The organism is Catellatospora aurea (assembly GCF_042663325.1).
Taxonomy (GTDB): Bacteria; Actinomycetota; Actinomycetes; order Mycobacteriales; family Micromonosporaceae; genus Catellatospora; species Catellatospora aurea.
The window spans coordinates 228,726-253,047 of the sequence record NZ_JBHTAC010000004.1; the positions used below are offsets into that span (position 1 = coordinate 228,726).

At 70.8% G+C, this 24,322-nt stretch carries 23 protein-coding genes; 13 read left to right on the forward strand and 10 right to left on the reverse strand.

Going from position 1 to position 24,322, the window contains the following annotated elements; translation table 11 throughout:
* Positions 1–9: 9 nt before the first annotated feature.
* Both ACFQO7_RS06325 and ACFQO7_RS06330 read left to right on the forward strand, forming a co-directional pair.
* On the forward strand, positions 10–756 hold the full coding sequence (locus tag ACFQO7_RS06325) for a DUF3152 domain-containing protein (RefSeq protein ID WP_376805522.1): 747 nt from the start codon (positions 10–12) through the stop codon (positions 754–756).
* A 40-nt stretch (positions 757–796) separates the two neighbouring features.
* Positions 797–1,783 (forward strand): hypothetical protein, encoded by a 987-nt coding sequence (locus ACFQO7_RS06330; protein ID WP_376805523.1) that lies wholly within the window; start codon positions 797–799, stop codon positions 1,781–1,783.
* A 15-nt stretch (positions 1,784–1,798) separates the two neighbouring features.
* Here the strand turns inward: ACFQO7_RS06330 and ACFQO7_RS06335 are convergent, their stop codons facing one another.
* Positions 1,799–2,176 (reverse strand): hypothetical protein, encoded by a 378-nt coding sequence (locus ACFQO7_RS06335; protein ID WP_376805524.1) that lies wholly within the window; start codon positions 2,174–2,176, stop codon positions 1,799–1,801.
* Positions 2,177–2,265: 89 nt separating this feature from the next.
* Here ACFQO7_RS06335 and ACFQO7_RS06340 point away from each other — a divergent pair, with 89 nt between their 5' ends.
* The gene (locus tag ACFQO7_RS06340; RefSeq protein ID WP_376805525.1) at positions 2,266–2,583 is read left to right on the forward strand and encodes a hypothetical protein; all 318 of its coding nucleotides are present in this window, start codon (positions 2,266–2,268) and stop codon (positions 2,581–2,583) included.
* 1 nt (position 2,584) lies between these two features.
* Here ACFQO7_RS06340 and ACFQO7_RS06345 read toward each other — a convergent pair whose 3' ends face one another.
* Entirely contained in the window at positions 2,585–3,613 is a 1,029-nt protein-coding gene (locus ACFQO7_RS06345; RefSeq protein WP_376805526.1) for a LacI family DNA-binding transcriptional regulator, read from the reverse strand.
* A 190-nt stretch (positions 3,614–3,803) separates the two neighbouring features.
* On the opposite strand from ACFQO7_RS06345, the gene ACFQO7_RS06350 reads away from it, so the two are divergent.
* The 5 genes from ACFQO7_RS06350 to ACFQO7_RS06370 all read left to right on the forward strand — a co-directional run bounded on the left by ACFQO7_RS06350 (position 3,804) and on the right by ACFQO7_RS06370 (position 12,367).
* On the forward strand, positions 3,804–5,699 hold the full coding sequence (locus ACFQO7_RS06350; RefSeq protein ID WP_376805527.1) for a glycoside hydrolase family 127 protein: 1,896 nt from the start codon (positions 3,804–3,806) through the stop codon (positions 5,697–5,699).
* A 58-nt stretch (positions 5,700–5,757) separates the two neighbouring features.
* Positions 5,758–7,047, forward strand: a complete 1,290-nt coding sequence (locus ACFQO7_RS06355; protein WP_376805528.1) for an ABC transporter substrate-binding protein — start codon at positions 5,758–5,760, stop codon at positions 7,045–7,047.
* Between the two features lie 107 nt (positions 7,048–7,154).
* Entirely contained in the window at positions 7,155–8,114 is a 960-nt protein-coding gene (locus tag ACFQO7_RS06360) for a carbohydrate ABC transporter permease (RefSeq protein WP_376805529.1), read from the forward strand.
* A gap of 11 nt (positions 8,115–8,125) precedes the next feature.
* Positions 8,126–8,935: a carbohydrate ABC transporter permease gene (locus ACFQO7_RS06365; RefSeq protein WP_376805530.1), complete on the forward strand. Its 810-nt coding sequence runs from the start codon at positions 8,126–8,128 to the stop codon at positions 8,933–8,935.
* A gap of 126 nt (positions 8,936–9,061) precedes the next feature.
* The gene (locus ACFQO7_RS06370) at positions 9,062–12,367 is read left to right on the forward strand and encodes a discoidin domain-containing protein (RefSeq protein WP_376805531.1); all 3,306 of its coding nucleotides are present in this window, start codon (positions 9,062–9,064) and stop codon (positions 12,365–12,367) included.
* A 73-nt stretch (positions 12,368–12,440) separates the two neighbouring features.
* Here ACFQO7_RS06370 and ACFQO7_RS06375 read toward each other — a convergent pair whose 3' ends face one another.
* Together ACFQO7_RS06375 and ACFQO7_RS06380 are read right to left on the reverse strand one after the other, a co-directional pair.
* A complete protein-coding gene (locus ACFQO7_RS06375) occupies positions 12,441–13,613 on the reverse strand; it encodes a serine hydrolase domain-containing protein (protein WP_376805532.1) in 1,173 nt (390 codons plus the stop codon).
* Positions 13,614–13,961: 348 nt separating this feature from the next.
* On the reverse strand, positions 13,962–14,165 hold the full coding sequence (locus ACFQO7_RS06380; RefSeq protein ID WP_376805533.1) for a hypothetical protein: 204 nt from the start codon (positions 14,163–14,165) through the stop codon (positions 13,962–13,964).
* A 213-nt stretch (positions 14,166–14,378) separates the two neighbouring features.
* Between ACFQO7_RS06380 and ACFQO7_RS06385 the strand changes: the two genes are divergently transcribed.
* The 3 genes from ACFQO7_RS06385 to ACFQO7_RS06395 all read left to right on the forward strand — a co-directional run bounded on the left by ACFQO7_RS06385 (position 14,379) and on the right by ACFQO7_RS06395 (position 18,059).
* Positions 14,379–15,584 carry a helix-turn-helix domain-containing protein gene (locus ACFQO7_RS06385; RefSeq protein WP_376805534.1) on the forward strand — a complete coding sequence of 402 codons (1,206 nt, stop codon included), beginning with the start codon at positions 14,379–14,381 and terminating at the stop codon, positions 15,582–15,584.
* Positions 15,581–16,450: a hypothetical protein gene (locus tag ACFQO7_RS06390; RefSeq protein ID WP_376805535.1), complete on the forward strand. Its 870-nt coding sequence runs from the start codon at positions 15,581–15,583 to the stop codon at positions 16,448–16,450. Before ACFQO7_RS06385 ends, ACFQO7_RS06390 begins: the two co-directional genes overlap by 4 nt.
* A gap of 121 nt (positions 16,451–16,571) precedes the next feature.
* Entirely contained in the window at positions 16,572–18,059 is a 1,488-nt protein-coding gene (locus ACFQO7_RS06395; RefSeq protein ID WP_376805536.1) for an apurinic/apyrimidinic endonuclease family protein, read from the forward strand.
* A 7-nt stretch (positions 18,060–18,066) separates the two neighbouring features.
* Here the strand turns inward: ACFQO7_RS06395 and ACFQO7_RS06400 are convergent, their stop codons facing one another.
* The 6 genes from ACFQO7_RS06400 to ACFQO7_RS06425 form a co-directional block, all read right to left on the reverse strand.
* Positions 18,067–18,729 (reverse strand): hypothetical protein, encoded by a 663-nt coding sequence (locus ACFQO7_RS06400; RefSeq protein ID WP_376805537.1) that lies wholly within the window; start codon positions 18,727–18,729, stop codon positions 18,067–18,069.
* Between the two features lie 9 nt (positions 18,730–18,738).
* Entirely contained in the window at positions 18,739–19,548 is an 810-nt protein-coding gene (locus ACFQO7_RS06405) for an ATP-grasp domain-containing protein (protein ID WP_376805538.1), read from the reverse strand.
* 80 nt (positions 19,549–19,628) lie between these two features.
* Complete coding sequence (locus tag ACFQO7_RS06410; protein WP_376805539.1) at positions 19,629–20,666, reverse strand: serine hydrolase domain-containing protein; 1,038 nt, start codon at positions 20,664–20,666, stop codon at positions 19,629–19,631.
* Entirely contained in the window at positions 20,663–21,625 is a 963-nt protein-coding gene (locus tag ACFQO7_RS06415; protein ID WP_376805540.1) for a hypothetical protein, read from the reverse strand. Before ACFQO7_RS06415 ends, ACFQO7_RS06410 begins: the two co-directional genes overlap by 4 nt.
* Positions 21,622–21,981, reverse strand: coding sequence for a PadR family transcriptional regulator (locus ACFQO7_RS06420; RefSeq protein WP_376805541.1), 360 nt, complete (start codon positions 21,979–21,981; stop codon positions 21,622–21,624). Before ACFQO7_RS06420 ends, ACFQO7_RS06415 begins: the two co-directional genes overlap by 4 nt.
* A 112-nt stretch (positions 21,982–22,093) precedes the next feature.
* The gene (locus tag ACFQO7_RS06425) at positions 22,094–22,474 is read right to left on the reverse strand and encodes a DUF6220 domain-containing protein (protein WP_376805542.1); all 381 of its coding nucleotides are present in this window, start codon (positions 22,472–22,474) and stop codon (positions 22,094–22,096) included.
* 191 nt (positions 22,475–22,665) lie between these two features.
* Here ACFQO7_RS06425 and sigJ point away from each other — a divergent pair, with 191 nt between their 5' ends.
* Together sigJ and ACFQO7_RS06435 are read left to right on the forward strand one after the other, a co-directional pair.
* Positions 22,666–23,580 (forward strand): RNA polymerase sigma factor SigJ, encoded by a 915-nt coding sequence (gene sigJ, locus ACFQO7_RS06430; protein ID WP_376805543.1) that lies wholly within the window; start codon positions 22,666–22,668, stop codon positions 23,578–23,580.
* 19 nt (positions 23,581–23,599) lie between these two features.
* The gene (locus ACFQO7_RS06435) at positions 23,600–24,298 is read left to right on the forward strand and encodes a DUF6193 family natural product biosynthesis protein (protein ID WP_376805544.1); all 699 of its coding nucleotides are present in this window, start codon (positions 23,600–23,602) and stop codon (positions 24,296–24,298) included.
* Positions 24,299–24,322 lie beyond the last annotated feature (24 nt).

Sequence of the window (24,322 nt, forward strand, 5' to 3'; positions counted from 1 at the left end):
GCCGGAGCCGTGCTGGTCGGACTGGGGCTGCTGCGCGGGGCCGAGGAACCGGTCGCGCAGCCGAGGCCCGTGGCGGGCGATGGAATCTTCCCGGCACCGTCGACGGCCCCGGCGTCGCCGAGCTCGTCCTCGTCACCGACACCGGTCTACCAGCTGCCCGGGGACTTTCCGGCGTCCGGGCCCGGCACCTGGAAGTACGCGAGCGGTCAGGGTGCGGTGCTCGGCAGCGCGGGCGGGCTGCGGCGATACCGGGTCGCGGTCGAGAACAACATCGCCGGGACCGAGCTGGCCGAGTTCACCCGGACCGTCGACCGGACGCTCGGCGATCCCCGTAGCTGGATCGGCGGTCGGGAACGCCGCCTGCAGCGGGTGCCCGCAAACTCGGCGTACGACTTCACGATCTACCTCGCCACCGGCGAGACCACCCGCAAGCTGTGCGCCCTCGGCGGGATGGACACCCGGCTCGACGGGGTGTCGTACACGTCATGCCGCCTGCCCGGACGCGTCGTGATCAACCTCAACCGCTGGCGGCTGTCCGTGCCCGACTATGTGAACGGGCGGATCGAGCTGTCGGTGTACCGCAGCTACGTGATCAACCATGAGGTCGGCCACGAGTTCGGCCGCGATCACGAGCGCTGCCCCGGCAAGGGCCGACCCGCGCCGACGATGCAGCAGCAGACGTACGGCCTGCGCGGCTGCCGCGCCAACCCGTGGCCCTACCTCGACGGCAAGCGCTATGCCGGCCCACCCCTGTGACCCGTTGCCACCGCACGGCGATCATGGCACGCTTCCGCGGATGGAACCGCTGAACGAGATCACTCACGGGTCCGGGCGATCACCGGACGCTGCCGCGGACGACCATGCGGCCAAGGCCGACCGGTTGCGGTCGGTGATCGAGCGGTTCGCCCCGCTGGTCGACCCGCCCGCCGAAGACGTGATCGCGCAGATCCTGACCGACGCCGGAGGGAGCCCGCGCGGTCGGTCCGGCCGCGGCTTCGCGTCAGGCGGCATGACCGCCGCGATCCTCGACGTCACCGGTGGCGCGCGGGTGAGCTTCGAGCTGGCCGGCTTCGGCTGCTCGGACGAACTCGACTACGACGACTTCGACGACGACGACGCCTATTCGGCGGCGGTGGACCAGCAGTACCTCGACGCAGAGGCGGGGGTGGCTGCCGTGTCCGCCCGGCTCGGACTGCCCGCTGCGGACGACCTCGCCGTCGACACGCTGATCTACTACGGATCGCGGGTCCGGATGCGCGCCGGGCACTGGGCGGTGACCGTCGCGGTCGTGCAGGAAGGCAGCGACCTGCCGATCCAGCTGGTGGTGGACCTGAGTTACGGCGCTGACCTGCCCGCGCGCCTCGCGCAAGTCGCACCGCCGCCAGCGGCCGGCACATCGGTCGACTGGGACGCCGTGTCGTCCGGGCTGGGCGTGGCCCTTCCCGCCGACTACCGTTGGCTGGCCGACCGATACGGCTGCGGCACGCTGGACCGCCGCGTCTCGGTGCTGCCACCTGCCGAGCTGTCCCCACCGCTGCTCGGACCGCTGGTAGGTCCGCTCCGGTACATGACAGCGCGGACGCTGCCGGTCGCCACTACCGCCGACGGCGCGCTCGTCTCCTGGGTGCTCGACCACGAGGGCCAGCCTGACCAGTGGGGTCTGCGCATCAGGGCCCCCGGACACCCGGACGAGGACCTCGAGGTGGGATTACTGCAGTACCTGGTGGTGACGCTGTCCGGGGCGTATCGGGCGCGGTACCTGCCTACGGGCACGGAGGACTGACCGCGCCGTCGGGTGTCAGGGCTCGTGCCGCGTGTGTCGTCCGGCGCTGTCGGCGGGCGGGAGCGGTTCGGGCTCGGTGTAGCCGTACGCCCGCTCGGCGAGCATCTGGCCGAACACGCCGTTGAAGCTGCCGCAGTCGCGGCACTGGAAGTTCTCGTCGAGCCGGGGTCCGCCGCAATGGTCGCACCGGCCCTGGTCACGCGGGTCGTGGTAGTCCTGCAGCGCCAGCCGCAGCGCCTGTGCGACCGGCTCGCTCAGCATGAGCCGCGACTCGCGCCCGTCGACGCGCACGGTCAGCTCGGTGCTTGCCGGGGCGTGCGGGTCGAGCGCGTGAATCCGCTCCACAAACCCGCCGATCTCACCCAGAATATCCGCCGCCTGCTCACTTGCCATGCCCCCGACCGTACGACATCCATGACCACAACTCTTCTAGATCCAGGCAAGTACAGTCGTCGTGCCCTGTTTCGGCTGGAGTGGATCATATGAAGGCCGACCCGACCCGGGTGCCGGAGAATGTTCGGCACCTGATTCCGCTGGTGGAGCGGTGGAGCGTGCCGGAGGACGGCGAGCGCTCGGACCTGATGGAAGCAGCCACCGATGCGCAGTTGCGCGAGCTGACCGACGCGGTGACCGAGTCGATCGACGAACTGGACGACTGGCTCTGCGGTGACGAGGCCGCTTCGCCGGATCCGTCCGATGAGTACATCGCGTTCAGCTGCCTGTCGATGGCGGCGTGCCTGGCGGACGTCCGGCTGAGGAAGCGCAGAGGGTCGGTTCCGCCGGGACCCGTTGGCGGCTGAGTCAGGCCTGCTGAGGCAGCGGGCCGGTGGATTCGCGGACGACGAGGCGGCAGGGTTGGCGGATGACGCCGGAGGACGGGGTGCCGTCGAGGGCGGCGAACAGGTGCATGACGGCGGTCGCGCCGAGTTGTTCCAGGTTGAGGTCGACCGTGGTCAGTGGGGGGCGGCAGTCGGCGGCCATCTCCTCCCAGTTGTCGTACCCGATGATGGCGACGTCGTCGGGGACTCGGCAGCCGTGTTCCTGCAGCGCCTGCGCGGCTCCGGCGGCGATCTGGTCGTTGCCGCAGAAGATCGCGTCGATCTCCGGGTGGGCGGTGATCAGCATGCGGGCGGCGTGCCGGCCCCAGCGCTGTGACCATTCGCCGTACAGCGGCTCGCCGCCGACCAGCTCCCATCCGGACTCGGCGAGCACGGCCTGCAATCCGGTGACGCGGTCGCGGGCGGCGCGGTAGCTCTGCGGGCCGGTGATGTGGGCGATGTTGCGCCGGCGCAGGCTGACCAGGTGCTCCATGGCGATGCGGCCGCCGCCCTCGTCGTCGGCGAGCACGCTCAGGTCGGCGGGGTCGGTGGACTGGCCGTACACGTAGACGACCGGCACCGGGATGTCGCGGCTGAGCGAGGGGCGCAGGTCGTTGCTGTCGCCGAGGATGATGAACCCGTCGACCTGCCGGGCCAGCAGGGTGCGGATGTAGTGCTGGCGGCGGATGGCGTCGCCGCGGGCGTCGCACAGCAGCACCGACATCTGCTCGTTGCCGAGAGCGTTTTCGGCGCCGAGCAGGATCGGGATGGAGAAGCGGCCGCCGAGTTCGTCGGTGAGCAGGCCGATGGTGCGGGTGCGCCCGGAGATGAGCCCGCGGGCCAGCACGTTGGGCTGGAAGCTGAGCTGGTTGGCGGCCTGCAGCACGCGCAGCCGGGTGTCGGGCGCGACCTCGCCGCGCGCGTTGAGCGCCTTGGAGGCGGTGGCCACGGAAACCCCCGCCAGCCGGGCCACGTCGGTGAGGGTCACCGACGTCGATCGCCGCCTGCCCATGGAAAGCCTTTCGCTCGTTTTTCGACAACGTGTCGGAGCATACGCACCAAGGCATCGCCGTGGCTAGCACGGTCCACGTTATCGAGATGTGACACGACGGCCATCTTGCCGAAAAGGTTTTCGGCGTCCATCGTTGCTCCAACGTCGAAGTGACCGCGGTCACGAGAGTCTGTTGGAGGCGGAGATGACGGTGGCGGCGCGAACCGCCGACCTCACCGGAGGTCGGCCCGTGGTGCCGTCGCGAGGAGTCCTGCGACCGCTGGGCCTGAGCGAGGTTCGGATCACGGGGGGCTTCTGGGCGCAGCGGCAGGCGACCAACGGGCGGGCGACGCTCGACCACGGTCGCGAATGGATGGACAAGCTCGGCTGGACCGGCAACTTCACCGCTGAAGTGGGCCGGGGCAGCGCCGAGCGGCGCGGTCGCGAGTTCTCCGACTCCGAGGTGTACAAGCTGATCGAGGCGATGTCGTGGGAGACCGGCCGGCAGGCCGACCCGGCCCGCGACACCGAGATCGCCGAGCTGACCACGATGATCGCCGGTGCGCAGGCTGCCGGCGGCTACCTGCACACCGCGTTCGGCCGGCCCGGCCAGCAGGCCCGCTACGGCGACCTGGCCTGGGGGCACGAGCTGTACTGCGCCGGGCACCTGCTGCAGGCGTCGGTGGCGCGGGCCCGGACCAGCGGCGACGACGCGCTGCTGAACGTGGCCCGGCGGGTCGCCGACCACGTGTGCGAGGAGTTCGGCCCGGCCGGGCGCGACGCGGTCTGCGGGCACCCGGAGATCGAGCCGGGACTGGTCGAACTGTTCCGGGCGACGGGGGAGCAGCGCTACCTGGACCAGGCGGCGCTGTTCGTGGCCCGGCGCGGCCGGCGTACGCTGCCGCGGCACGAGTTCGGCTGGAGCTACTTCAGCGACGACATCCCGGTGCGCGAGGCGAAGGTGCTGCGCGGGCACGCCGTGCGGGCCCTCTACCTGGCCGCGGGCGTGGTCGACCTGGCCGTGGAGACCGGCGACGACGAGCTGCTGGAGACGGTCGCGGCGCAGTTCGACCGGACCCTGGCCCGGCGCACCTACCTGACCGGCGGCATGGGCTCGCGGCACCTGGACGAGGCGTTCAGCGACGACTTCGTGCTGCCTGCCGACCGGGCCTACTCGGAGACCTGCGCCGGCATCGCGGCGATCATGGTGGCCTGGCGGCTGATGCTGGCCACCGGCCGCGAGCGCTACGCCGACGTGATCGAGCGCATCCTGTACAACGTCGTGGCCACCGCGATCGGCGACGACGGCCGCTCCTTCTTCTACGCGCACACGCTGCACCAGCGGTCGCTGACCGCGGTGCTGCCCGGCGACGTGGAGCAGCTCGGTTTCGGCGGCGGCCCGCGCGCGCCGTGGTTCGAGGTGTCCTGCTGCCTGGCCAACACGGCCCGGATGCTGGCCAGCCTGTCCACGTACGTGGCGTCGGTCGACGACGACGGGCTGCGCGTGCACCAGTACGCCGACGCCGACATCGACACGACGCTGGCCGACGGGCGGCGGGTCGGGCTGCGGATGCGGACCGGCTACCCCGACGACGGCACGGTCGGTTTCGAGGTGACCGCGGCCGAGCCCGGCCCGTGGACGCTGGCGCTGCGGCTGCCCGCGTGGGCGGCAGGCGCGACGGTCACGCTCAACGGGGAACCCCAGTCGGCCACCGGTGACCGGGTCGTGCTGCGGCGCGACTTCGCCGTCGGCGACCGGATCGTGCTGGCGCTGCCGATGCGGCCCCGGTTCACCCGCCCCGACCCGCGCATCGACGCGGTCAGAGGCTGCGTGGCGGTGGAGCAGGGGCCGGTCGTGCTGTGCGTCGAATCCGTCGGCGGCGAGCTGGACCTGGACAGCCTGCGGGTCGACGCGGGCACCGATCCGGCCGCCGACGGCGGGGTGACGGTCCGCGGGGTGGCCGAGGAGCTGCCCGAACGGCCGTGGCCGTACGCCGACGCGGGACCCGTCGGGCAGCGCACCACCTTGGACGTGCCCCTGGTCCCGTATCACCGCTGGGCGCGCAGCGGACCCTCCACCATGCGGGTCTGGCTGCCTACCACCTGATTCACCGCGAACGCACCACCGCACCTCGCTCCACTACATACCGATGGAAGGAGAGATTGTGAGATCTAAAGGACTTCGGGCGCTCGCCGTCACGGCGGCGGCCCTGCTGGTGACCGCTGTCGCCGCGTGCGGCGGCGATGACCCGAAGGCTCCCGGCGCGTCGGGCACCGCCGGTGTCGACGACGGTGCGCAGCTCACGCTGTGGACCCGTGCGGCCACCGAGTCGGTGTCCAAGGCGTACGCCGACGCGTACAACGCCACGCACAAGAACAAGGTGACCGTCACCTCGTACCCGAACGAGGAGTACCCGGCGAAGCTGGCCAGCGCGGCCGGCGCGAAGGCGCTGCCCGACCTGTTCGGCGCGGACGTGGTGTTCGCAGCGCAGTACGCCTCGCAGGGCCTGTGGACCGACCTGACCGAGCGCCTGGCGGCCAGCGGCCTGAGGGACAAGGTGTCGCCCGGACACCTCAACGCCGGCACCTGGGAGGGCAAGAACTACGCCGTCCCGCACACCGTGGACATGTCGGTGATGCTGTACAACAAGGACCTCTACACCAAGGTCGGCCTGGACCCGGAGAAGGGCCCGACGTCGCTGAAGGAGTTCGCCGAGCACGCCCGCAAGATCGACAAGCTGGGCGGCGACGTGAACGGCACCTACTTCGGCGGCAACTGCGGCGGCTGTGTCGAGTTCACCTTCTGGCCCTCGGTCTGGGGCGCGGGTGGCGACGTGCTCGACGCCAAGGGCGAGAACGCCAAGGTCGACTCCAAGGAGATGGCCGACGTCTTCGCGCTCTACCGGGCGCTGTACGACGAGGGCGTGGCGGCTCCGGCGTCCAAGGACGAGGCCGGTCCGACCTGGCTCGGCGCGCTGCAGAGTGGCAAGATCGGCATCGCCCCCGGGCCGTCGGTGTGGCTGGGCCTCATCGAGGAGAAGGGCGTGAAGATGGGCGTCGCGCCGATCAGCGGGCCCGACGGCGGCGACTCCACCTTCATCGGCGGTGACGCGATCGGCGTCGGCGCCACCAGCACCAAGGCCGCCCAGGCGTGGGACTTCCTGCTCTGGACCATGTCCGACGAGGCGCAGGTCGAGGTCATCGCCAAGAACAAGGGCGTGCCGATCCGCACCGACCTGGCGTCGAACAAGTACTCCTCGGCCGACCCGCGCATCGTGCTCATCAACAGCCTGGTCGCCAAGGGCAAGACGCCGTACGCGAAGAACTTCAACGCCTCCTTCAACGACCCGCAGAGCCCCTGGCTGCAGACGGTCCGCGGAGCGCTGTTCGGTGATGCCGCCAAGTCCCTGACCGACGGCAACGCCGCGATCACCAAGTCCCTCCAGCAAGGCTGACTCGCCCGGCCCGGCCGCCACCCCTCACGCGGCGGCCGGGCCACCTCGACCGAACGGCCTGCCGCGCACGCGTGGCGACAAGCCACCTCGACCGACCCGGAGACGCGATGTCCACGCTCACCCCGCCCCGCAGCGGACCGGCGCGCCCGCTGCCCGCCCCGGAGGCGCCCCCGCCGCCGCAGCGGTTCCGGCGCAGCGCCGCCCGCAGCCGCGCAGTGCTCGGGGCGCTCTACGCGATGCCCACCGCGGTCATGGTCGGCCTGTTCTTCCTGGTGCCGCTGCTGCTGGTCGGCTGGATGTCGCTGCACAAGTGGCCGCTGCTCGGCGCGCCGGCGATGAACGCGCCCGACAACTACACCCGCATCGCCGACAACGAGCTGGTCTCCTCGGCGGTCTGGTTCACCGTCAAGTACACGGTGCTGATGACGGTGGGGCTGTTCGCCGTCGCGTTCGGGCTGGCCCTGCTGGTGCAGCAGCGCCGGCGCGGGGTCGGCTTCTTCCGCACGGCGTTCCTGCTGCCCATGGCCGTCGGCTTCGCCAGCGCGTCGCTGCTGTTCCTGGGCCTGCTGTCGGACGAGATCGGCCCGATCAGCGACCTGCTGCGCAAGCTCGGCGTGATCGACGGCTACGTCTCCTGGACCAGCGGCAGCTCGGAGTCCGCGCTGGGTTCGGCGATGGTGCTGGTGCTGTGGCGCTTCGCCGGGTTCAACATGCTGATCCTGCTCACCGGCCTGCAGGCGATTCCGCTGGAGGTGTACGAGGCGGCCCGCATCGACGGCGCGAGCCGCCGGCAGACCTTCCGCCGGGTCACCATCCCGCTGATGCGGCCGACGATCGCGCTGGTGCTCACCATGATGATCACCGGTTCGCTGCTGGCCTTCGACCAGTTCTGGATCCTCACCCGCGGCGGCCCGGACAACAGCACCACGTCCCTGGTGATGGTGATCTACCGGGAGGCGTTCATCCGCCTCGACCTCGGCTCCGCCGCCGCCATCTCGGTCGCGCTGCTGGCCGTTCTCGTCGTCTTCAACGTCATCCAGCTCGGCGTGCTGCGCCGGCGCTCCTAGGAGAGGCACCAATGACCAGGTCTTCCCTGACGAGCCGGTGGGGCTACTACGTCACCGGCACGGCGCTGGCGATCCTGTTCCTGTCGCCCCTGCTGTGGAGCGGCTGGGCGTCGCTGCGCACCGGCACCGGCTTCGGGCTGGAGAACTACGACCGCCTGTTCACCTCGGACAACGGCATCCGGGTGCACCACATCGTCAACAGTGTCACGGTCAGCGCGCTCACCGTGGCGGGCACGCTGCTGGTCGCCACCCTCGGCGGGTATGCCTTCGGCCGGTTCCGCTTCCCCGGCCGGGACCTGCTGTTCCTGCTCACCCTGGCGATCCTGATGGTGCCGTACGCGACCATCCTCATCGCGCTCTACGTCCTGCTCGGCTGGATCGGCCTGCAGGACAGCCTGATCGGCCTGAGCCTGGTGCTGATCATGTTCCAGCTGCCGTTCTCGATCTTCATGATGCGCAACTCGTTCGAAGCCGTGCCCCGCGAGCTGGAGGAGTCGGCCCAGGTCGACGGCTGTAACAGCGTCTCCACGCTGATCCGGATCATGCTGCCCGCGGTGAAGCCCGGCCTGGTCACCGTCGGCCTGTTCGCGTTCCTGACCTCGTGGAGCGAGTTCTTCGCCCCGCTGATCCTGCTGAACTCGACCGACCGGTTCACGACCACCCTGGCCGTGGTCAACATGCGCACCGCCAGCCACGGCTCCATCGACTACGCCGCACTGGAGGCCGGGGTGGTCTTCATGGCCGTGCCCTGCCTCCTGCTGTTCGCCTTCATGCAGCGCAGCTACGTCCGGGGGTTCACCTCCGGCGCGCTGAAGGGCTGAGCAGCCCGATAGCCCCCGGCCGTGCCCGCCCCGCCTACCCGGCGGGCGCGGCCGGGTCACCAGACCTCTCACCGCCGAACACTCACCGCGTTCCCCCCAACCGTCCCCCAAGTGGAGGTGAACAACATGCCACTGCTTTCGCGCCACCGGCGCAGAAGCCTGGCACTCGGCCTGTCCGCAGTTCTGGCCGCCGGAGTGGTCGCCGTACAGGCGAGCAACCCGGCGATGGCGGCGCAGACCATCGGCTTCCCCACGTTCAGCGGCCCGACGATCCCGGCCCCGCCGGTGAGCTACACCAGCGGCAACATGATGCAGGCCAGCTACAACGCGGAGTCGGGCGGCACCGACTTCTGGATGGACCGGCTGCTGGCCCGGCCCGGCAACGACCCGGCCGGCACCTGGCTGATGACCCGCGGCCGGGCGCTGTACATGAAGACGCACACCCCGGGCACGCTCGGCTTCGCCGGGCAGGCCGCCTACTGGGAGAGCATCAACAACGGCAACGCGTACACCGTCGCGGTCACCCCCGGCACGTTCACCGAGCAGGTGGGCTCGCGCTGGCAGGCGCCCAGCCACTGGAAGAGCGTGCACACCAGCGGCACGATCACGATCAACCAGACGAAGTTCATCACCGACAACAACGTCGCGGTGACGAACCTGTCGATCACCAACGGCGGCAGCAGCTCCACCACGCTGCAGCTGCGGGCCACCTCGCCGTTCGCGACCTCGGGCAGCGGCAGCGAGCTGACCGGCCAGGTCAACGCGTACAACAACCTCACCACGCTGTACCCGCGGCTGACCGGTGACGGGTTCACCGTCTCCAGCGGCGGGCTCAACCGCTCGGTGACCATCGCGGCGGGCGCGACCGTGACCGCGAAGGTCGTCATGGGCTTCGTCGCCAACGAGATCCCGGCGTCGCTGAGCGAGTACAACGCGTATGCGGGCTACAGCAACGCGACCGCGTTCGCGACCCACGTGCGGGCGTACAACCTGTGGTGGGCGCAGAACCTGCCCTACATCGACGTCGCCGAGCCGGCGATCAAGAAGAACATCTACTACCGCTGGTGGCTGATGCGCTTCAACAACCTCGACGCCGACATCCCGGGGCAGACGTTCCAGTTCCCGACGTCGACCGAGGGCGTGCTGGGCTACAACAACGCGATCGTGCTGACCCAGCCGATGCACATCGACGACCTGAAGTACCTGCGCAACCCGATCTACGCGTTCGGCAACGTGCTGTCGACCGGGCAGGTCTCCAAGGGCGGGCGCTTCCTGGACAACCCGGGCGACCCGGAGAACTGGTCCAACAGCTACACCCAGTACATCGGCGAGGCGGCGTGGAAGGCCTACCAGATCTACGGCGGCCAGCCGGCGATCGCGGGCAACATCGCCAAGTACACCGAGGGTGACGTCAAGGGCCAGCTCGCCTTCTACGACACCAACAACAACGGGCTCATCGAGTACGACTGGGGTGCGCTGACCGGCAACGACGCCGACGCGGTGTCGTTCCACTACCGCTCGGGCCGGATGGACCGCGCGGAGTCGGCCTACCAGTACTCGGGGGCGCTGGCGGCGGCGCAGGCGTACGACGCGATCGGCAACACGACCAAGGCCGCCGAGATGCGCACGCTGGCCACGCGGATCCAGAACGCCATCACCAGTGTGCTGTGGAACTCCAGCCGGCAGCTGTTCGAGCACCGGTACCCGGACGGGACCTTCAACCCCTGGAAGGAGATCAACAACTACTACCCGTTCGCGGTCGGCGCGATCCCGAACACCGACACCTACAAGCAGGCGCTGCGCCTGTACGACAGCCCGCAGCAGTACCCGATCTTCCCGTTCTACACGGCCAACCAGGTGGACAAGGCGGCCGCGGCCGCGCAGGGCCAGCCCGGCTCGAACAACTTCTCCACCATCAACTCCACGGTGCAGTTCCGGCTCTACTCCTCGGTGCTGCGCAACTACCCGAACTCGTGGATGACCGCGCAGGACTACAAGAAGCTGCTGTACTGGAACGCCTGGGCGCAGTACCCCAGCGGCAACACCCAGTACCCGGACGCCAACGAGTTCTGGGCCGACTGGAACGGCAGCTCGATCCAGTACCGCTCCTGGATCCACCACAACATCCTCGGCTCGTCCAACTGGACCGTGATCGAGGACGTGGCGGGCCTGCGGCCGCGTAACGACAACAAGGTGGAGCTCTCGCCGATCAACATCGGCTGGACCCACTTCGCGATCAACAACCTGCGCTACCGCAACGCCGACCTGTCGATCGTCTGGGACGACCCGGCCGACGGCGTGGTCCGCTACACCGGCATCCCGCAGGGCTACTCCATCTTCATCAACGGCAACCGCGTCGCCACCGTCAACAGCCTCGTCCCGTTCACCTGGGACCCGGCCACGGGCGCGGTCACCACCAGCGGCACCGTCGCCTTCAACACCGCGGTCTCGGGCCTGCAGGCCCCGACCCAGGTGGTGCACAGCGAGGCCCGGATGACCGACATCATGGCCAAGGCCGGCGTCGACCTGACCGCCAACCTGACCAACCTGGCGGCCATGGGCACGGCCAGCGCGTCCTTCACCGGCTCGGGCGCCAACCTGGCCGGGGCCCGGGACGGCTTCCCGATCAACGAGCCCTACTGGGGCGCGGGCGGCTCCTCCAACAGCCAGGACTGGTACGAGGTCAACTTCGGTTCGGCGCAGACCTTCAACGAGGTCCGGCTGTACTTCAAGGACAGCCGCCCGGCCAGCAGCACCTATCGGGCTCCGTCGGCGTACGACATCCAGTACTACAACGGCAGCGCCTGGGTGACCGTGCCCAGCCAGGTCAAGAGCCCGTCGGCGCCGCGTGCCAACTACAACGTGGCCACCTTCACGGCGGTCAACGCGCAGCGGGTACGCGTCCTGGCGACCAACGCCTCCGGCGCGAAGACCGGTCTCACCGAGATCAAGATCTTCAACCGGGGCGGTGTCCAGCCGCCGGACCCGCCGGTGTCGACCAACCTGGCCCTGTCGGGCAGCGCGGTCTGCTCCTACACGTCCTCGTGGGAGGCCTGCTCGGCGATCAACAACGGTGACGAGCCGACCAGTTCCAACTACGGCGGCACCAACCAGGGCAACCGCTGGGGCACCTGGCCGGAGACCGGCACCCAGTGGGCCGAGGTCCAGTGGTCGTCGGCGCAGTCGGTGAAGCAGGCCCAGGTCTACTTCTTCGACGACGAGCAGGGCATCGACATGCCGTCGACCTGGAAACTCCAGTACTGGAACGGCAGCGCCTACGTCGACGTCCCCGGCGCGAGCACGTACACCCTCACCAAGAACGCCTACAACACGATCAACTTCACCTCGGTGAGCACCACGAGACTCCGCGTCTCCCTCACCGCCACCGGCACGGCCTCACTCGGCCTCCTGGAGGTCAAGGCCTTCGCCTGATGAGCAAAGGAAGGGCACCTTCTACATCGCTCCGCGATGTAGAAGGTGCCCTTCCCATCATCCGGGCAGCGTTTCAGCTGGTCGGGCTGGGTGTGGGGGTCGGCGGCGGCGCGGTCGGCAGGTTGAGGCCCGCGTACACCTGGTTGAGGACCGTCGGCAGCAGCACGTTGGCCGTCGTGCGGCCGGCCGGGTCGAGAGTCAGGTTCGTCCAGATCACCATCGTCACGTCGTTGGCCAGGTCATGGCCCATGAACGAGTTGAAGCCCGGCATCTCGCCGCCATGGAAGTGCAGCCCCACGTTCGGCGCGATCTGCTGGTACGCGATGCCGTACCCGTACTGCTGCCCACTGGCCCCGGCGGCCGGGTCCTCGGCCTGGAAGCTGCCCAGCCACTGCCGCTGCATGTCCGCGTCGAAGACCTTGCCGGTGGCCAGTGACTTGATCCAGGTGGCGATGTCCTCGGCGGTGGAGATCGCTCCGCCCGCGGCGGCCGCGTAGGACGGGTTCTGGTTCGTGTAGTCGATCGGCTCCAGCGTCCCGTCCCGCATGGCGGCCTGCATGTCCGCCGGGTACGGCTCGTCGGTCATCGCGTAGGCCGAACCGCCGTAGAGGTAACCGTGCGAGCCGGGGGCCGGGATGGTGTTGTCCTCGGGCGCGGGCAGCGACGTCTGGCCCAGCCCCAGCGGGCCGTACAGCCGCTCCTGGAACTGCTTGCCCAGCGGGCCGCCGCCGACCTTCTCCGCGACCAGTCCGAGCAGGACGAAGTTGGTGTTGTTGTACTCGTACTCCGTGCCCGGCGCGGCGTTCGGCGGGTGCCGGAACGCGATGGCCAGCACTTCCTGCGGCGTCCACACCTTCGCCGGATCGGCGTCCATGGTCGCCGACAACTCCGGCGCGTCCGTGTAGTTGTACAGGCCGCTGCGCATCTTCAGCAGCTGCTCGATGGTGATCTTGTCCCCGTTGGGCACGTCCGGGACGTACGCCGAGATCGGGTCGCTGAGCTTGAGCTTGCCCTCCTGGGCCAGGAGCAGGATCGTCGCGGAGGTCATGGTCTTGGTGTTGGAGCCGATCCGGTAGTGCGTGCTGGTCGCGGGCGGCGTCTGCGTGCCCCGCTGGAGGGTGCCGGACAGCACGGTGTTGACACCCTTCGGCGTGCAGACCAGTACCACGGCGCCGGGGACCAGCATCTGCTTGACGGCGGTGTCGACGGCGGCCTGCAGGGACGCCTGGTCGATCTGCTTCAGCACGGAACCCCCCGGTGACGGTGTGGCCCCAGCGGCGGGCGGTGCGCAGGACTGCGTGACGGGGGCGGCTGCCGCTGGTGTGCTCGGCGACGCGACCGCAGCCGACCAGCTCACGACCAGCATCGCCGTGCACGCCAGGCGGGCGCCTGGGGCTGGTGACCATGGTGCGCCGCTCCGAGAGCGCAGATCCGTTCCGCTGACCGCCCGAGAACGCCTCAACATCGCCATCACGGCCTTCGTCGTGAACTCCGTGCCGGAAACGCCGGTTGTGCCTGACCGTCGACGGCACCCGAACCCACCCATCGTAGTTCCGGGCATCGGCTCGTTTGGCCTGGTCAAAGTACTTTTGGATCACTGCTGCTGTGGGTGTCCGGCCGCCTGCCGTTTGTGCTCGTGGCACAGCGCGGCCGTCGGCTGGCCGCAGTTGCCGCACCAGGTGAGGGGCACCTCGTCGGCGGGCAGGGAGGGTCTGCGCCGCCGGGCCGACCACAGGCCGGCGAGGAAGCCGACGGCCAGGCCCGCGATCGCCGCGGCGAGCGTGTCCAGCCCCGACATGGTCCGTCCTCCGTTCGCGGTGGCGGTGCCGGGACGGGTGAAGCACTGTTCATGGGCGTCGCGGCACCGGGTCCGTGCCGGGGTGCGCGCTGCGGGCGCGTACTCCGGCCCTCCCTCCTACGGTATTGAGGTTCACCGTTGTGGGTGGCACCATTTGGCACCACGGGCTCTAATCTGGAGTCAGCGCCACTCGCCTACCTCGTAGGACACGCGATGAAGTCACCCGAACGCCCGTCACCCGAACCGATCGGCGACAAGATCAGGCGGCTGCGTGAGATCCGCGGCTACTCCGTGCGGCACGCGGCCGCCCTGGCCGGGATCTCGCACACCCAGTGGGGGCGGATCGAGAAAGGGCAGCGCAGCGCCGACAACCGCTTCCAGCTCGCGGACATCGCGCAGGCGCTCAAGGTCTCGCTCTCCGATCTGACCGGGGCGGCCGGGCTGGTGGCGGGGGACTACGCGCACACCCGCACCGCCGTCGCGCAGACCATGCAGGCCGTCATCGAGGCCGACCTCGAAGACCCGCCGCTGGCCGAGCCGGTGCCGCTCGACCTGCTCACCCAGCGGCTCGAACTCGCGCAGAGCCTCCGCTTCAAGTGCGACTACACCGGTGCCTCGTCCGTGCTGCCCGAGCTGCTGAAGGGCCTGCACGCCGCGTCGTTCGGGGCGGACCGGGTGGGCGCGCTGCGCGGCCTGGTGCTGGCGCAGGAGACGGCGTCGTTCGTGGTGCGCTACCTCGGCGACCCGGCCGGCGCGGTCATGATCGCCGACCGGAGCCGCCAGGCCGCGGCCGCGCTCGGCGATCCCGTGATCATGGGCCTGTCCGCGTGGACGCAGGCGCACGCCGCCGCCGGCTGCGGCCTGTACTCGCGCGCTCAGCGCATCGCCGACCGGGCCGTCGCCGACCTGGAGCAGGCCGCGGGCCTGCCGGACGCGCGGGAGATGCTCGGCCAGCTGCTGATGGTGGCCGCGTTCACCCGGTACGCGCAGGGCGATGTCGGCGGGTCCGTCAGCGCCGTCGCCGAGGCCGAGCGGCTGGCCGAGCTGACCGGGCAGAGCGCGGCGCTGGGCCTGAACTTCGGGCCGACGAACATCAGGTTCTGGCAGGTCAACATGGACGCCGACGGTGCCGACCCGGGACGTGCCGTGGAGATCGCCAGGAACGTGAACCCGAACGACGTGCCGGTCGTGTCCCGGCAGGCCGGGTTCCACATCGACGTGGCGCGGGCACTGGCCAACATCGGGCAGGACCAGGCCGCCATCCGGCAGTTCCTGATCGCCGAGCGCGTCGCACCGCAGCGGGTGCGCATGTCGCCGATCGTGCAGGAGACCGCGCGCGGCATGCTGGAGCGGGCGCGCCGCGGCACCGGTTGGGTGGAGCTGCGGGGCTTCTGCGAGCGGGTCGGCGTCGGCCTGTGACGGCACCGCGGACCACCGTCGTGTACGCGAGCGAGCAACCGCCCGCCGGCTGGCAGGCGTCGGTGTTCGTCGCGGGCCCGATGCCCCGCGATCCCGACCTGCCGTCCTGGCGGCCGGAGGCCCTGCGGCTGATCGAGGAGCAGTGGTCGGGCGGCGGGGCGCTGGTGGTGTTCGTGCCGGAGCCGCGCGACCGACACCATCCGCCGGTCGACTACGCGCACCAGCTCTGGGAGGACCGGTGGATGTCGGTCGTCGACGCGATCCTGTTCTGGGTCCCGCGCGAGATGCCCGGCACGCCCGGCCTGACCACCAACGTCGAGTTCGGCCGGTACGAGGGCAGCGGCCGGGTGGCGCTGGGCATGCCCCCGCACGCGCACAGCGTCCGCTACCTGCGGCACTTCGCCGACCTGCACGACGCTCCGGTGGCGGACACGCTGCCGCAGACCGTCTCCGCCACGCTCGGTCTGGTGGGGCGCGGGGCCTGGCGTGAGGCGGGCACCCGGGACGTGCCGCTGCTGGTCTGGCGTACGCACGCCTTCCAGACCTGGTGGACCGCGCTGCTGTCGCGCGGTGAACGGCTGCTCGGGGCGCGGGTGCGGTGGACCTCGGGTTCCGGCGCGGCCTCGTGGGTGCTTGACGCGACGGTCGCGGATCCCGCCGACCGTGTCGAGTCACGGCGCGTGATGTGCCTGGACGGCTCTGGCGTCGCGACGGCGGTGCTGGCGGACACCTCGCCGACGCCGGACCGCCGCCGGGCCGCGCAGGCGATGGTGCACGAGGCGGGTTACGTCGTCACTGGCGAGGGGGTGCGGCGGATCCGGGAGCGGGTGCAGGCCCTGGAGGCTCGGCGGGAAGACCGCGCGTGACCAGCCGCGGCGCGACGAGCGCGTGCCGAAATGACTATCTGCCGGACAGAGAGTGACTGGACCGTTACCGTTTGGGCATAATGTCCCACTTTGGCGGTTGCTGTTCTCTGTGAGGCGCACCATGCACGTATCCCGGCTTCGTCCCCTGCTGCTCACCTGCACCCTGCTGGCCGGCGGGTGCACCGCGGCCTTCAACGCCGACTCGCGAGCCACGTCCCGCACGGTCATGCCGAGCGAGCTGACCACCGTCGTCGCGGGCACCACCGGCGCGGAACTCGCGGTCCACGCGAGCCGATCATTGTTCGGCCAGGCCCCGGCCGTCGTACTGGTCGGCGAGCAGGACGCGCCGAGCCTGGCGCAGGCCGGTTCCGTCGCCGTCGAACTCGGGGTGCCGGTGCTGCTCACCGCGGCGGCCGACACCACGGCGGCCGCCGTGCGGGAGGAACTGGGACGGCTCGCGCCCGAGACCCTGATCCCGATCGGCGACGCCGCCACCGGCTGGGCCAAGGACAACGCGGCCAAGGGCCAGGAGGTCAAGCCGTACCAGGTTGGCGGCCTGCCCCGCCTCGGCGCCGTGGCCCCGTTGGACCAGCTCGTCGTGCTGACCCTCGACCGGGCCGACGCCGCCGCCGCGACGGCCACCGCGAAGGCGAGCCGCGCGCAGGTGCTGGTGCTCAAGGACCCCGACCCGCGCGCCGACGACGAGGTCATCAAGGCGCTCACCGGTCGGCCGACCGCTCGCGTGATGGCCCTGGGCAGCGCGTTCGGGCCCGCCGAGCGGCTGCGCAACCGGATCGCCACGGCCGCCACCGGCACGCTGCTACCGGGCGGACGCCAGGTGGTGTTCCCGAACCGCCGCCTGATCGCCCTCTACGGCCACCCCGGCGACTCCGGTCTCGGCTCGCTCGGCGAGCAGGGCGTCGAGGCCGCCGTCAAGCGCGCCCGCAAGGTCGCCGCGCAGTATGCCGAAATCGACAAGGGCCTGGTCGTGCCCGCTTTCGAGATCATCACCACGGTGGCGTCCAGCGACCCGGGGCCCGACGGCGACTTCTCCAACGAGTCGACGGTCGAGCACCTGCGCCCCTGGGTGGAGGCGGCCCGCGCCGCGGGCATCTACGTGCTGCTCGACCTGCAGCCCGGCCGGACCGACTTCCTCACCCAGGCCAAGCGGTACGAGGAACTGCTGGTGCAGCCGCACGTCGGCCTCGCCCTCGACCCGGAATGGCGACTCGCGGCCGGACAGCGGCACATGGTGCAGATCGGCTCGGTCGGCGCCAGCGAGATCAACAAGACGGCGGCCTGGCTCGCCGAGCTGACCCGCAGCCGCCGGCTCCCGCAGAAGATCCTGATGCTGCACCAGTTCCGCACCGACATGATCACCGGGCGGACGGGCATCGACACCAACCTCGACGAGCTGGCCGTGGTGATCCACGCCGACGGCTTCGGCTCGGCCAGCGAGAAGATGGCGACCTGGGACAACGTACGCGCCGAAGCGCCGAACCAGGTCTGGTGGGGCTGGAAGAACTTCTACGACGAGGACAAGCCTACGTTCTCGCCGAAGGAGACCATCGCGGTCGAGCCGTCCCCGGTGTTCGTCTCGTACCAGTGATACCAGGTCACGTGGCCGTCATCGGATACCCGATGGCGGCCACGTCGTCGTGCAGGTCGGCGAGGGTCGTCGTCGGGTTCAGCGACCGTACGAGCGTGTCCGTCAGCGGCCGGTGCGCGACCACCTGCCCGACGGCGGCCGGGTCCACCTCGATCTCGTAGTAGTCCTCGGCGAACTCCACATACCTGTCGACGATGTCGTCCAGCAGGATCGCGAGCATGCCGGCGCCGTCCACGGAGTCGTCAGGCGGGAAGACGATGCCCTCACCCGCGTGCCATCGATCGTCGTCGGCCAGCCGCCATAGCACGGCGGTTGCGATGAACTGCCCCGTCTCGTCGCCGAACGCGGGCTCCGCGACGTGTGGGCCGAACACCTCGGGCAGGCCGTCGAGCAAACCAGGCCACAGCTCGCGGTCTGGATCGCGGTACGGGGACATGTCGGACTCGTGATCGAACACGCGGATGAAGACGCCGTCGGAGGTGAACACGACAGCCCACTCGTCACCGCTGCCGTTGTTCATCAACGCGGCGTCGTCGTCGCCCCAGGCGTGGGTGAAGAAGTAGTACGGTTGCGAGCTGTCGATGATGCGCTCCAGCACGGCGAGTGACGTGCAGCGCTCGCGCAGCACATCAATGGTGGGCAGCGCGGCGGCGATGTCGTACACGTTCACCGGCCGACCCTAGCGCTTGCGGAACGCCCGGTCTCGGGCAGCCAGGCGGCCACACGGCCCTGCCGCGCGGAGCACCACGTCCAGGACGCGGTCGGGGTCGGCGGCGTAAGCGGTGCTGAACCAGGCCATGTTCGCCTCCACGACGGCCCAGTGCTCCTCGCCGCGGTCGGCGTCACTGGCCAGCCCGACGTCCACGACGACGGCGCTGGGCAGGCTGTCCGCATGGGCGTCGAGCAGGTCCTCAGCGAAGTCGAGCACGGCGTCGCGGTGCCGACAGGCGTCGAGCGGGGCGGGGTCGAGGCGGCCGCCGGTGGCGTACCGGCTGGCGGCGTGCACGGCCCCGTCGAGGACGAACAGCCGGTACTCGACGAGGAACGTCACGATGTCGCTGACCAGCACCGGGGTGTCGGCGGGCAGGCGCTCGTCGCCGGGCAGGCGGGAGCCGTCGGCGTACACGGCGGCGGGCAGGTGCTTGTCTCGCGGCGGCTTGACGAACATCGGCGTACGCGACCAGCGCGCTTCGCCGAGCGTGGTCAGGGTGATGTCGCGGCGGGTGTACTCGTACGGCAGCCGGGTCAGCCAGCCGTCGTCCGGTTCGAGCAGTGCAAGGCCGAGGTCCGCGGCGACCGTGCCCGCGAACACGGGTCCGCCGTACAGGTGCCCGCCCGCGCTCTGGCGCAGCCGGTCCGGCACCACCGGTCCGGGCAGCTGCTCCACGGCCAGGCCACGCCGCCGGGCCGCCGCGGCGAGCAGCTCGGCGGTGCTGTCGGGGCGCGGGGGCAGCACCAGGAAGTCGGTGTCGGGGCCGCCAGTGGTCATGACCGACGATTATGGCGACCCGCCCCGCCGCAGTCGTCCCGTTATCCGTGGACTATCCGGCGGGGCGAGCCGCCCCGCCGTCAGCCCTGACCGCCGAAGACGAACCCGAAGTGGCGCAGGACGTCCTCGGTGCTCGGCGACCGGCCGGTGTCGGTCGTGATCGAGACCGTCAGCTGCCGTGCGCCGTCCCGGGTGTGGAAAGAGAAGGTGTCGAAGCCGAAGAAGCCGCCGTGCTTGCCCCAGACGGCCGGGCCGCCCGGCAGGTGGACCCGGACGAGACCGAGGCCGCTGTCCGTTCCGGGTGCCGTCCACGGTGTCGGGGTGAGCATCTGCTCCAGCTCGGCGGGCGCGAGCAGCTCGCCGCGCAGCAGGGCGGCGAAGAACCGGTTGACGTCGTGCGCCGTCGAGACGATGCCGCCGGAGGCCCATGCCGTGGAACGGTCGAAGACGCTGACGTCGACCGGCCCGTCCGGGCCGGGCAGGTAGCCGTGCGCGTGCGGCCGGGGCAGGCCCGGGTCGTCGTCCCGGACGACGGTGCCGGCCAGCCGCAGCGGCTCCAGGATGCGACGCTCGACGTGTTCGGCGTACGTGCCGCCGGTGGCCTGCTCGACGATCATGCCCGCCAGCACGTAGCCGGTGTTGTTGTACGCGACGGCGGAGCCCGGCGGGAACTGCGCGCCACGCTGCTCGACGAGGGCGACGGTGTCCTCGGGCCGGATCCGCAGACTCCGCCGCGACAGCACCACCTCGACGTCCAGCCTGCCGTCCACGGCCCAGGCGTCGGTGTAGTTGTACAACCCCGCCGTGTGCATGAGCAGTTGCCGGACGGTGATCGCCGCGCCGTCGCCGAGCAGACCGGGCAGCCACCGCTCGACGGTGTCGTCGAGGGACAACCGGCCGTCTCCCACCAGCTGCAGCACCGCGGCGGCCGTGAACGTCTTGGTGACGCTGCCGATCCGGAAATGACCGGACGGGTCGACCGGTGCGCCGGTTCCCCGTTCGGAGACTCCGCTCGCCATCGTGTACGAGCCGGTGCCGGCGCGGACCTCGGCGAGTGCGCCCACCGCGCCGGCGACCACCAGCGCGTCCAGGGCCTCTCGCAGCCGGGGCGCGGTCACAGTCGGGCCTGCCTGCGCGCCAATGCCGCACCGGTGGCGACCAGGATCGCCGTGACGGCGGCTGGGGCCAGGATCCAGATCATCCTGCTCTCGTTGCCCTGGTGGCTGGGCAGGTACTGCTGGCCCAGCGCCGAGAGGGTGATCGGCAGCGGAAGCACGGCCGCCGCCAGCGCCGCCCGCGCGTCGACGAACGACCACACCAGCGCGCCCAGGCAGACGGCCACCAGGGCGAACGGCTGCAAGCCGAGGGAGCCGTCGAACGACGTCGGCAGCAGGACGACCGACAGCGGCACGGCGAGCAGCCACCACAGGGGATTCCCGGGCACGCCGGGCCGTCGGCGCAGCAGCGGCACCATCAGCACGATGCCCAGCGGCAGCGGCCAGAACTGGTAGTCCGCCAGCCGGTCCTCCAGGAAGTACCAGCTCGCCTCCGCCCATCCGGTGGTGTTCCGGCTGTCCGGGCGGACCGTCGTGACGTAGAAGTGCAGCTGTGGGCCGATCTGCGCCCACAGCTCGCAGACCAGCGCCGCCCCGGCGACCGCGGTGGCCCGCCCGTAACGGCCCCGAGCGGCCAGCAGCAGGGCCGGCACTCCGAGGACGGTCGCGCCGACGAACCCGAGTTCCGACTCCAGTCGCAGCCCGTCGCCCAGCAGGTCGGAGAAGACGACCCGGCCGCCCCGGGCCACGGACACCGCCGCGCCGTAGGCGAGCAGCAGCAGCGCGGCCACTCGTACCGCCGACAGCCAGGCCTGCCCGACCGGCAGGCCCGCTGCTGTGCCCACCCGTGCCCGCAGCGCACCGAGCACGAGCGCGCCGGTCTCGCGCAGCGGAGGTCGCCCCTGCCCGGCCTCCGCCGCGTCCATGAGCGTGCCGAGCATCTCCGCGCCGCGGTGGTCCCGGTATGCCTTCGGGTACAGCCGCAGCAGCCGCTCGTAGCGGCGCGTCGTCTCCGCGCTCACGCCGGCACCGCCCCGGGGCGTACGGCCGGCGCGGTCTTCGGGCCGCGCTCGGTGACGATCCGGGCCGCGTCGGCCAGCCGTGCCGCCTCCTCGCGCAGAGCGACCAGGCCGGCCTCGGTGAGCGTGTAGTAACGGCGGGCTCGGCCGTTGACGATCTGCTCGTCGGAGACCCGCACGAGCTGCTCGCCGGCCAGCCGGTCGAGTGCGGCGTACAGCGTTCCGGTGGCCAGGCGCACCTGTCCGCGCGACAGCTCGTCGGCGCGTTTGATGATGGCGTAGCCGTGCAGCGGTTCGTCCTGCAGCGAAGCGAGGATGTAGTACGTGGGTTCGCGCATCCGCATAGGAGAGACGGTCACGAAGGCAAGATATTCTGATGATCTACGTATGTAAAGATCTGCTGGCGGGTCTGGCCGACGGCGTGCCCCGACCCGCCGGGAGCCCTGGCGGACCGCAGGTCTCGACGCGCGGTCACGCGGCCTTCGTCAGTACCCAGGCCTGCCGGGCGAGCAACCCGACCACCGCGACCATGGCCAGGCCGTTGACCGCGTGCAGTCCGAAGACCAGCGGGCCGGCCGTGTCGCCGAGCGCGCGGGCGAGCTTCGCGATCACCACCTGGACCGCGGTCAGCCCGGCGACCAGGGCGGCCAGGCCGATGAGCCGTCCCGGCAGCCGGCCCAGCGCGCCGACGGCCGCCATCACCAGCGGCAGCAGGAAGATCACGTAGCCCAGCACGTGGTGGGGCCGGTAGGACGAGCCGTCGGGGTCGGCCGCGCCGCTCGCGGCGAAGTAGAACTCCGCCACGACGACCAGCAGGAGCAGGGCGGCCAGTGCGGCGAACGCCTTTCGCATCGGTTCTCTCCTCGAATTCGATCGCATCCGCCGTGGCCCGCTTGCCGAGCCCTTCGCGGATGCTGGATGGTGTCTCACCGACCCGACGACGCAGCGCTGGTGGATGTGAGGTGACGTGCCGGACCTCACAATCCGATGCGGCGCGGTGCCATACCGGCCAGAGTGGACGTGATCAAGGGAGGCGACGGGACATGGGCGATCGGCCGGAGCCGGCAGGCGCACCCGACGCGGGTCTGGACGCGGTCATGGCCGAGCGCCGTCAGCTGATCAATCTGGCGTATCGGCTGCTCGGCTCGCTTGCCGAAGCCGAGGACGCGGTTCAGGAGACGTACGCCCGCTGGTATGCCCTGTCCGACGAGCAGCGGCAAGCCGTCGAGGTGCCCGGGGCGTGGCTGACTAAGGTCGCGGGCCGGATCTGCCTGGACGTGCTCGGTTCCGCACGGGCCCGGCGGGAGCGTTACGTCGGCGAGTGGATCCCTGAACCGCTGCCCGGCCGCGGGATCACCGGTGACCCAGCCGACCGGGTCACCCTCGACGAGTCGGTCAGCATGGCCTTCCTCGTCGTGCTCGAATCGATGACCCCGGCGGAGCGGGTCGCGTTCATCCTGCACGACGTGTTCTGCCACTCCTTCGCCGAAGTCGCCGAGATCGTCGGCCGTACGCCGGCGGCCTGCCGCAAGCTCGCCTCCTCCGCACGCGCCCGGGTCCGCGCGTCGCGGGCCTCGGCGGCTCCGGCCGGCGAGCACGCCGCCCTGGTCAGGGAGTTCAAGCAGGCCTGGGAGAGTAAGGACATCCAAGCCCTGATCGCCCTGCTCGACCCCGCGGTCACGGCGGTCGCCGACGGCGGCGGCCGGATCAGCACGGTGGTCCGGCCGGTCGAAGGGGCGGAGCAGGTCGCCCGCTACGCCGTCGAGATCGCGGGCTGGATCCCCGGACTGGCGATCCTGGAGCGCACGGTCAACGGCCTGCCCGGCCTGGTGGCCCAGAGCAACGGCGTCACGGTGACGGTGATGGCCTTCCACGTCGCCGACGGCCGGATCGCCCGGATCTGGGGAGTGCGCAACCCCGACAAGCTCCGGTCGTGGACGGTGGCACCGCCGCCCTGACGCCGTGCATCATGGCGCGATGACCGACACGGGGGAGTCGTGGGGCGAGGCGGCCGACTGGTATCCGGACATCGTCGCGACAGGCGATACACGCCGCGCGTGGCAGGACGAGTTCGACCGGCAGGGCCTGGCGCTGCGGGCGGAACTGCGCGACGGTAGGAACCCTTGTCGCAACGCGACCGTCTCGGCCGGCGAGTTGCGCGCGGACCTGCTGCTGAGTCCTTGGCAGCGGAGGTTCTGGCTCTTTCTGCGCGACGGCCGTCGGACCCTGTTGTCGGGGTACGCCGCGGATCTCGCGGAGGCGGCGGGCGCGGCGCGGCTGTGGCTCGACGGGGCACGGCCCGGCGAGACCGCGGCGGCGTGGCCGTTCCTGGGTTCGGTGGCCCTCGCCGAGGCGCGCGAACGGGGCGACCACGGCGAGGCGACCTGGCTCTCGCTGTACGGGAACCACCGTGAAGATCCGATCGGCGTGCGGCTGCGCGCCTTCGTCGCACTGGCGTTCCACGAGCCCCGGCTGCGGGTCCTTCGGCCGTACACCAGCCATTGGACGCTGTGTTTCAGCAGGACGGAACAGTGGCCGTACAGCCAGGACCTGCCCATGGTCGATCCGGTGGCGACCCCCGACCGGTACGTCGTCCGTTTGCGCGACGGCCGGGTCCACGCCGAGACCGACGCCGCCGACACGCTCCGGCTGGTGCTGGCCGAGCTGCCGGAGTGACCGCGTCTCGGCGGAGTACGCGGC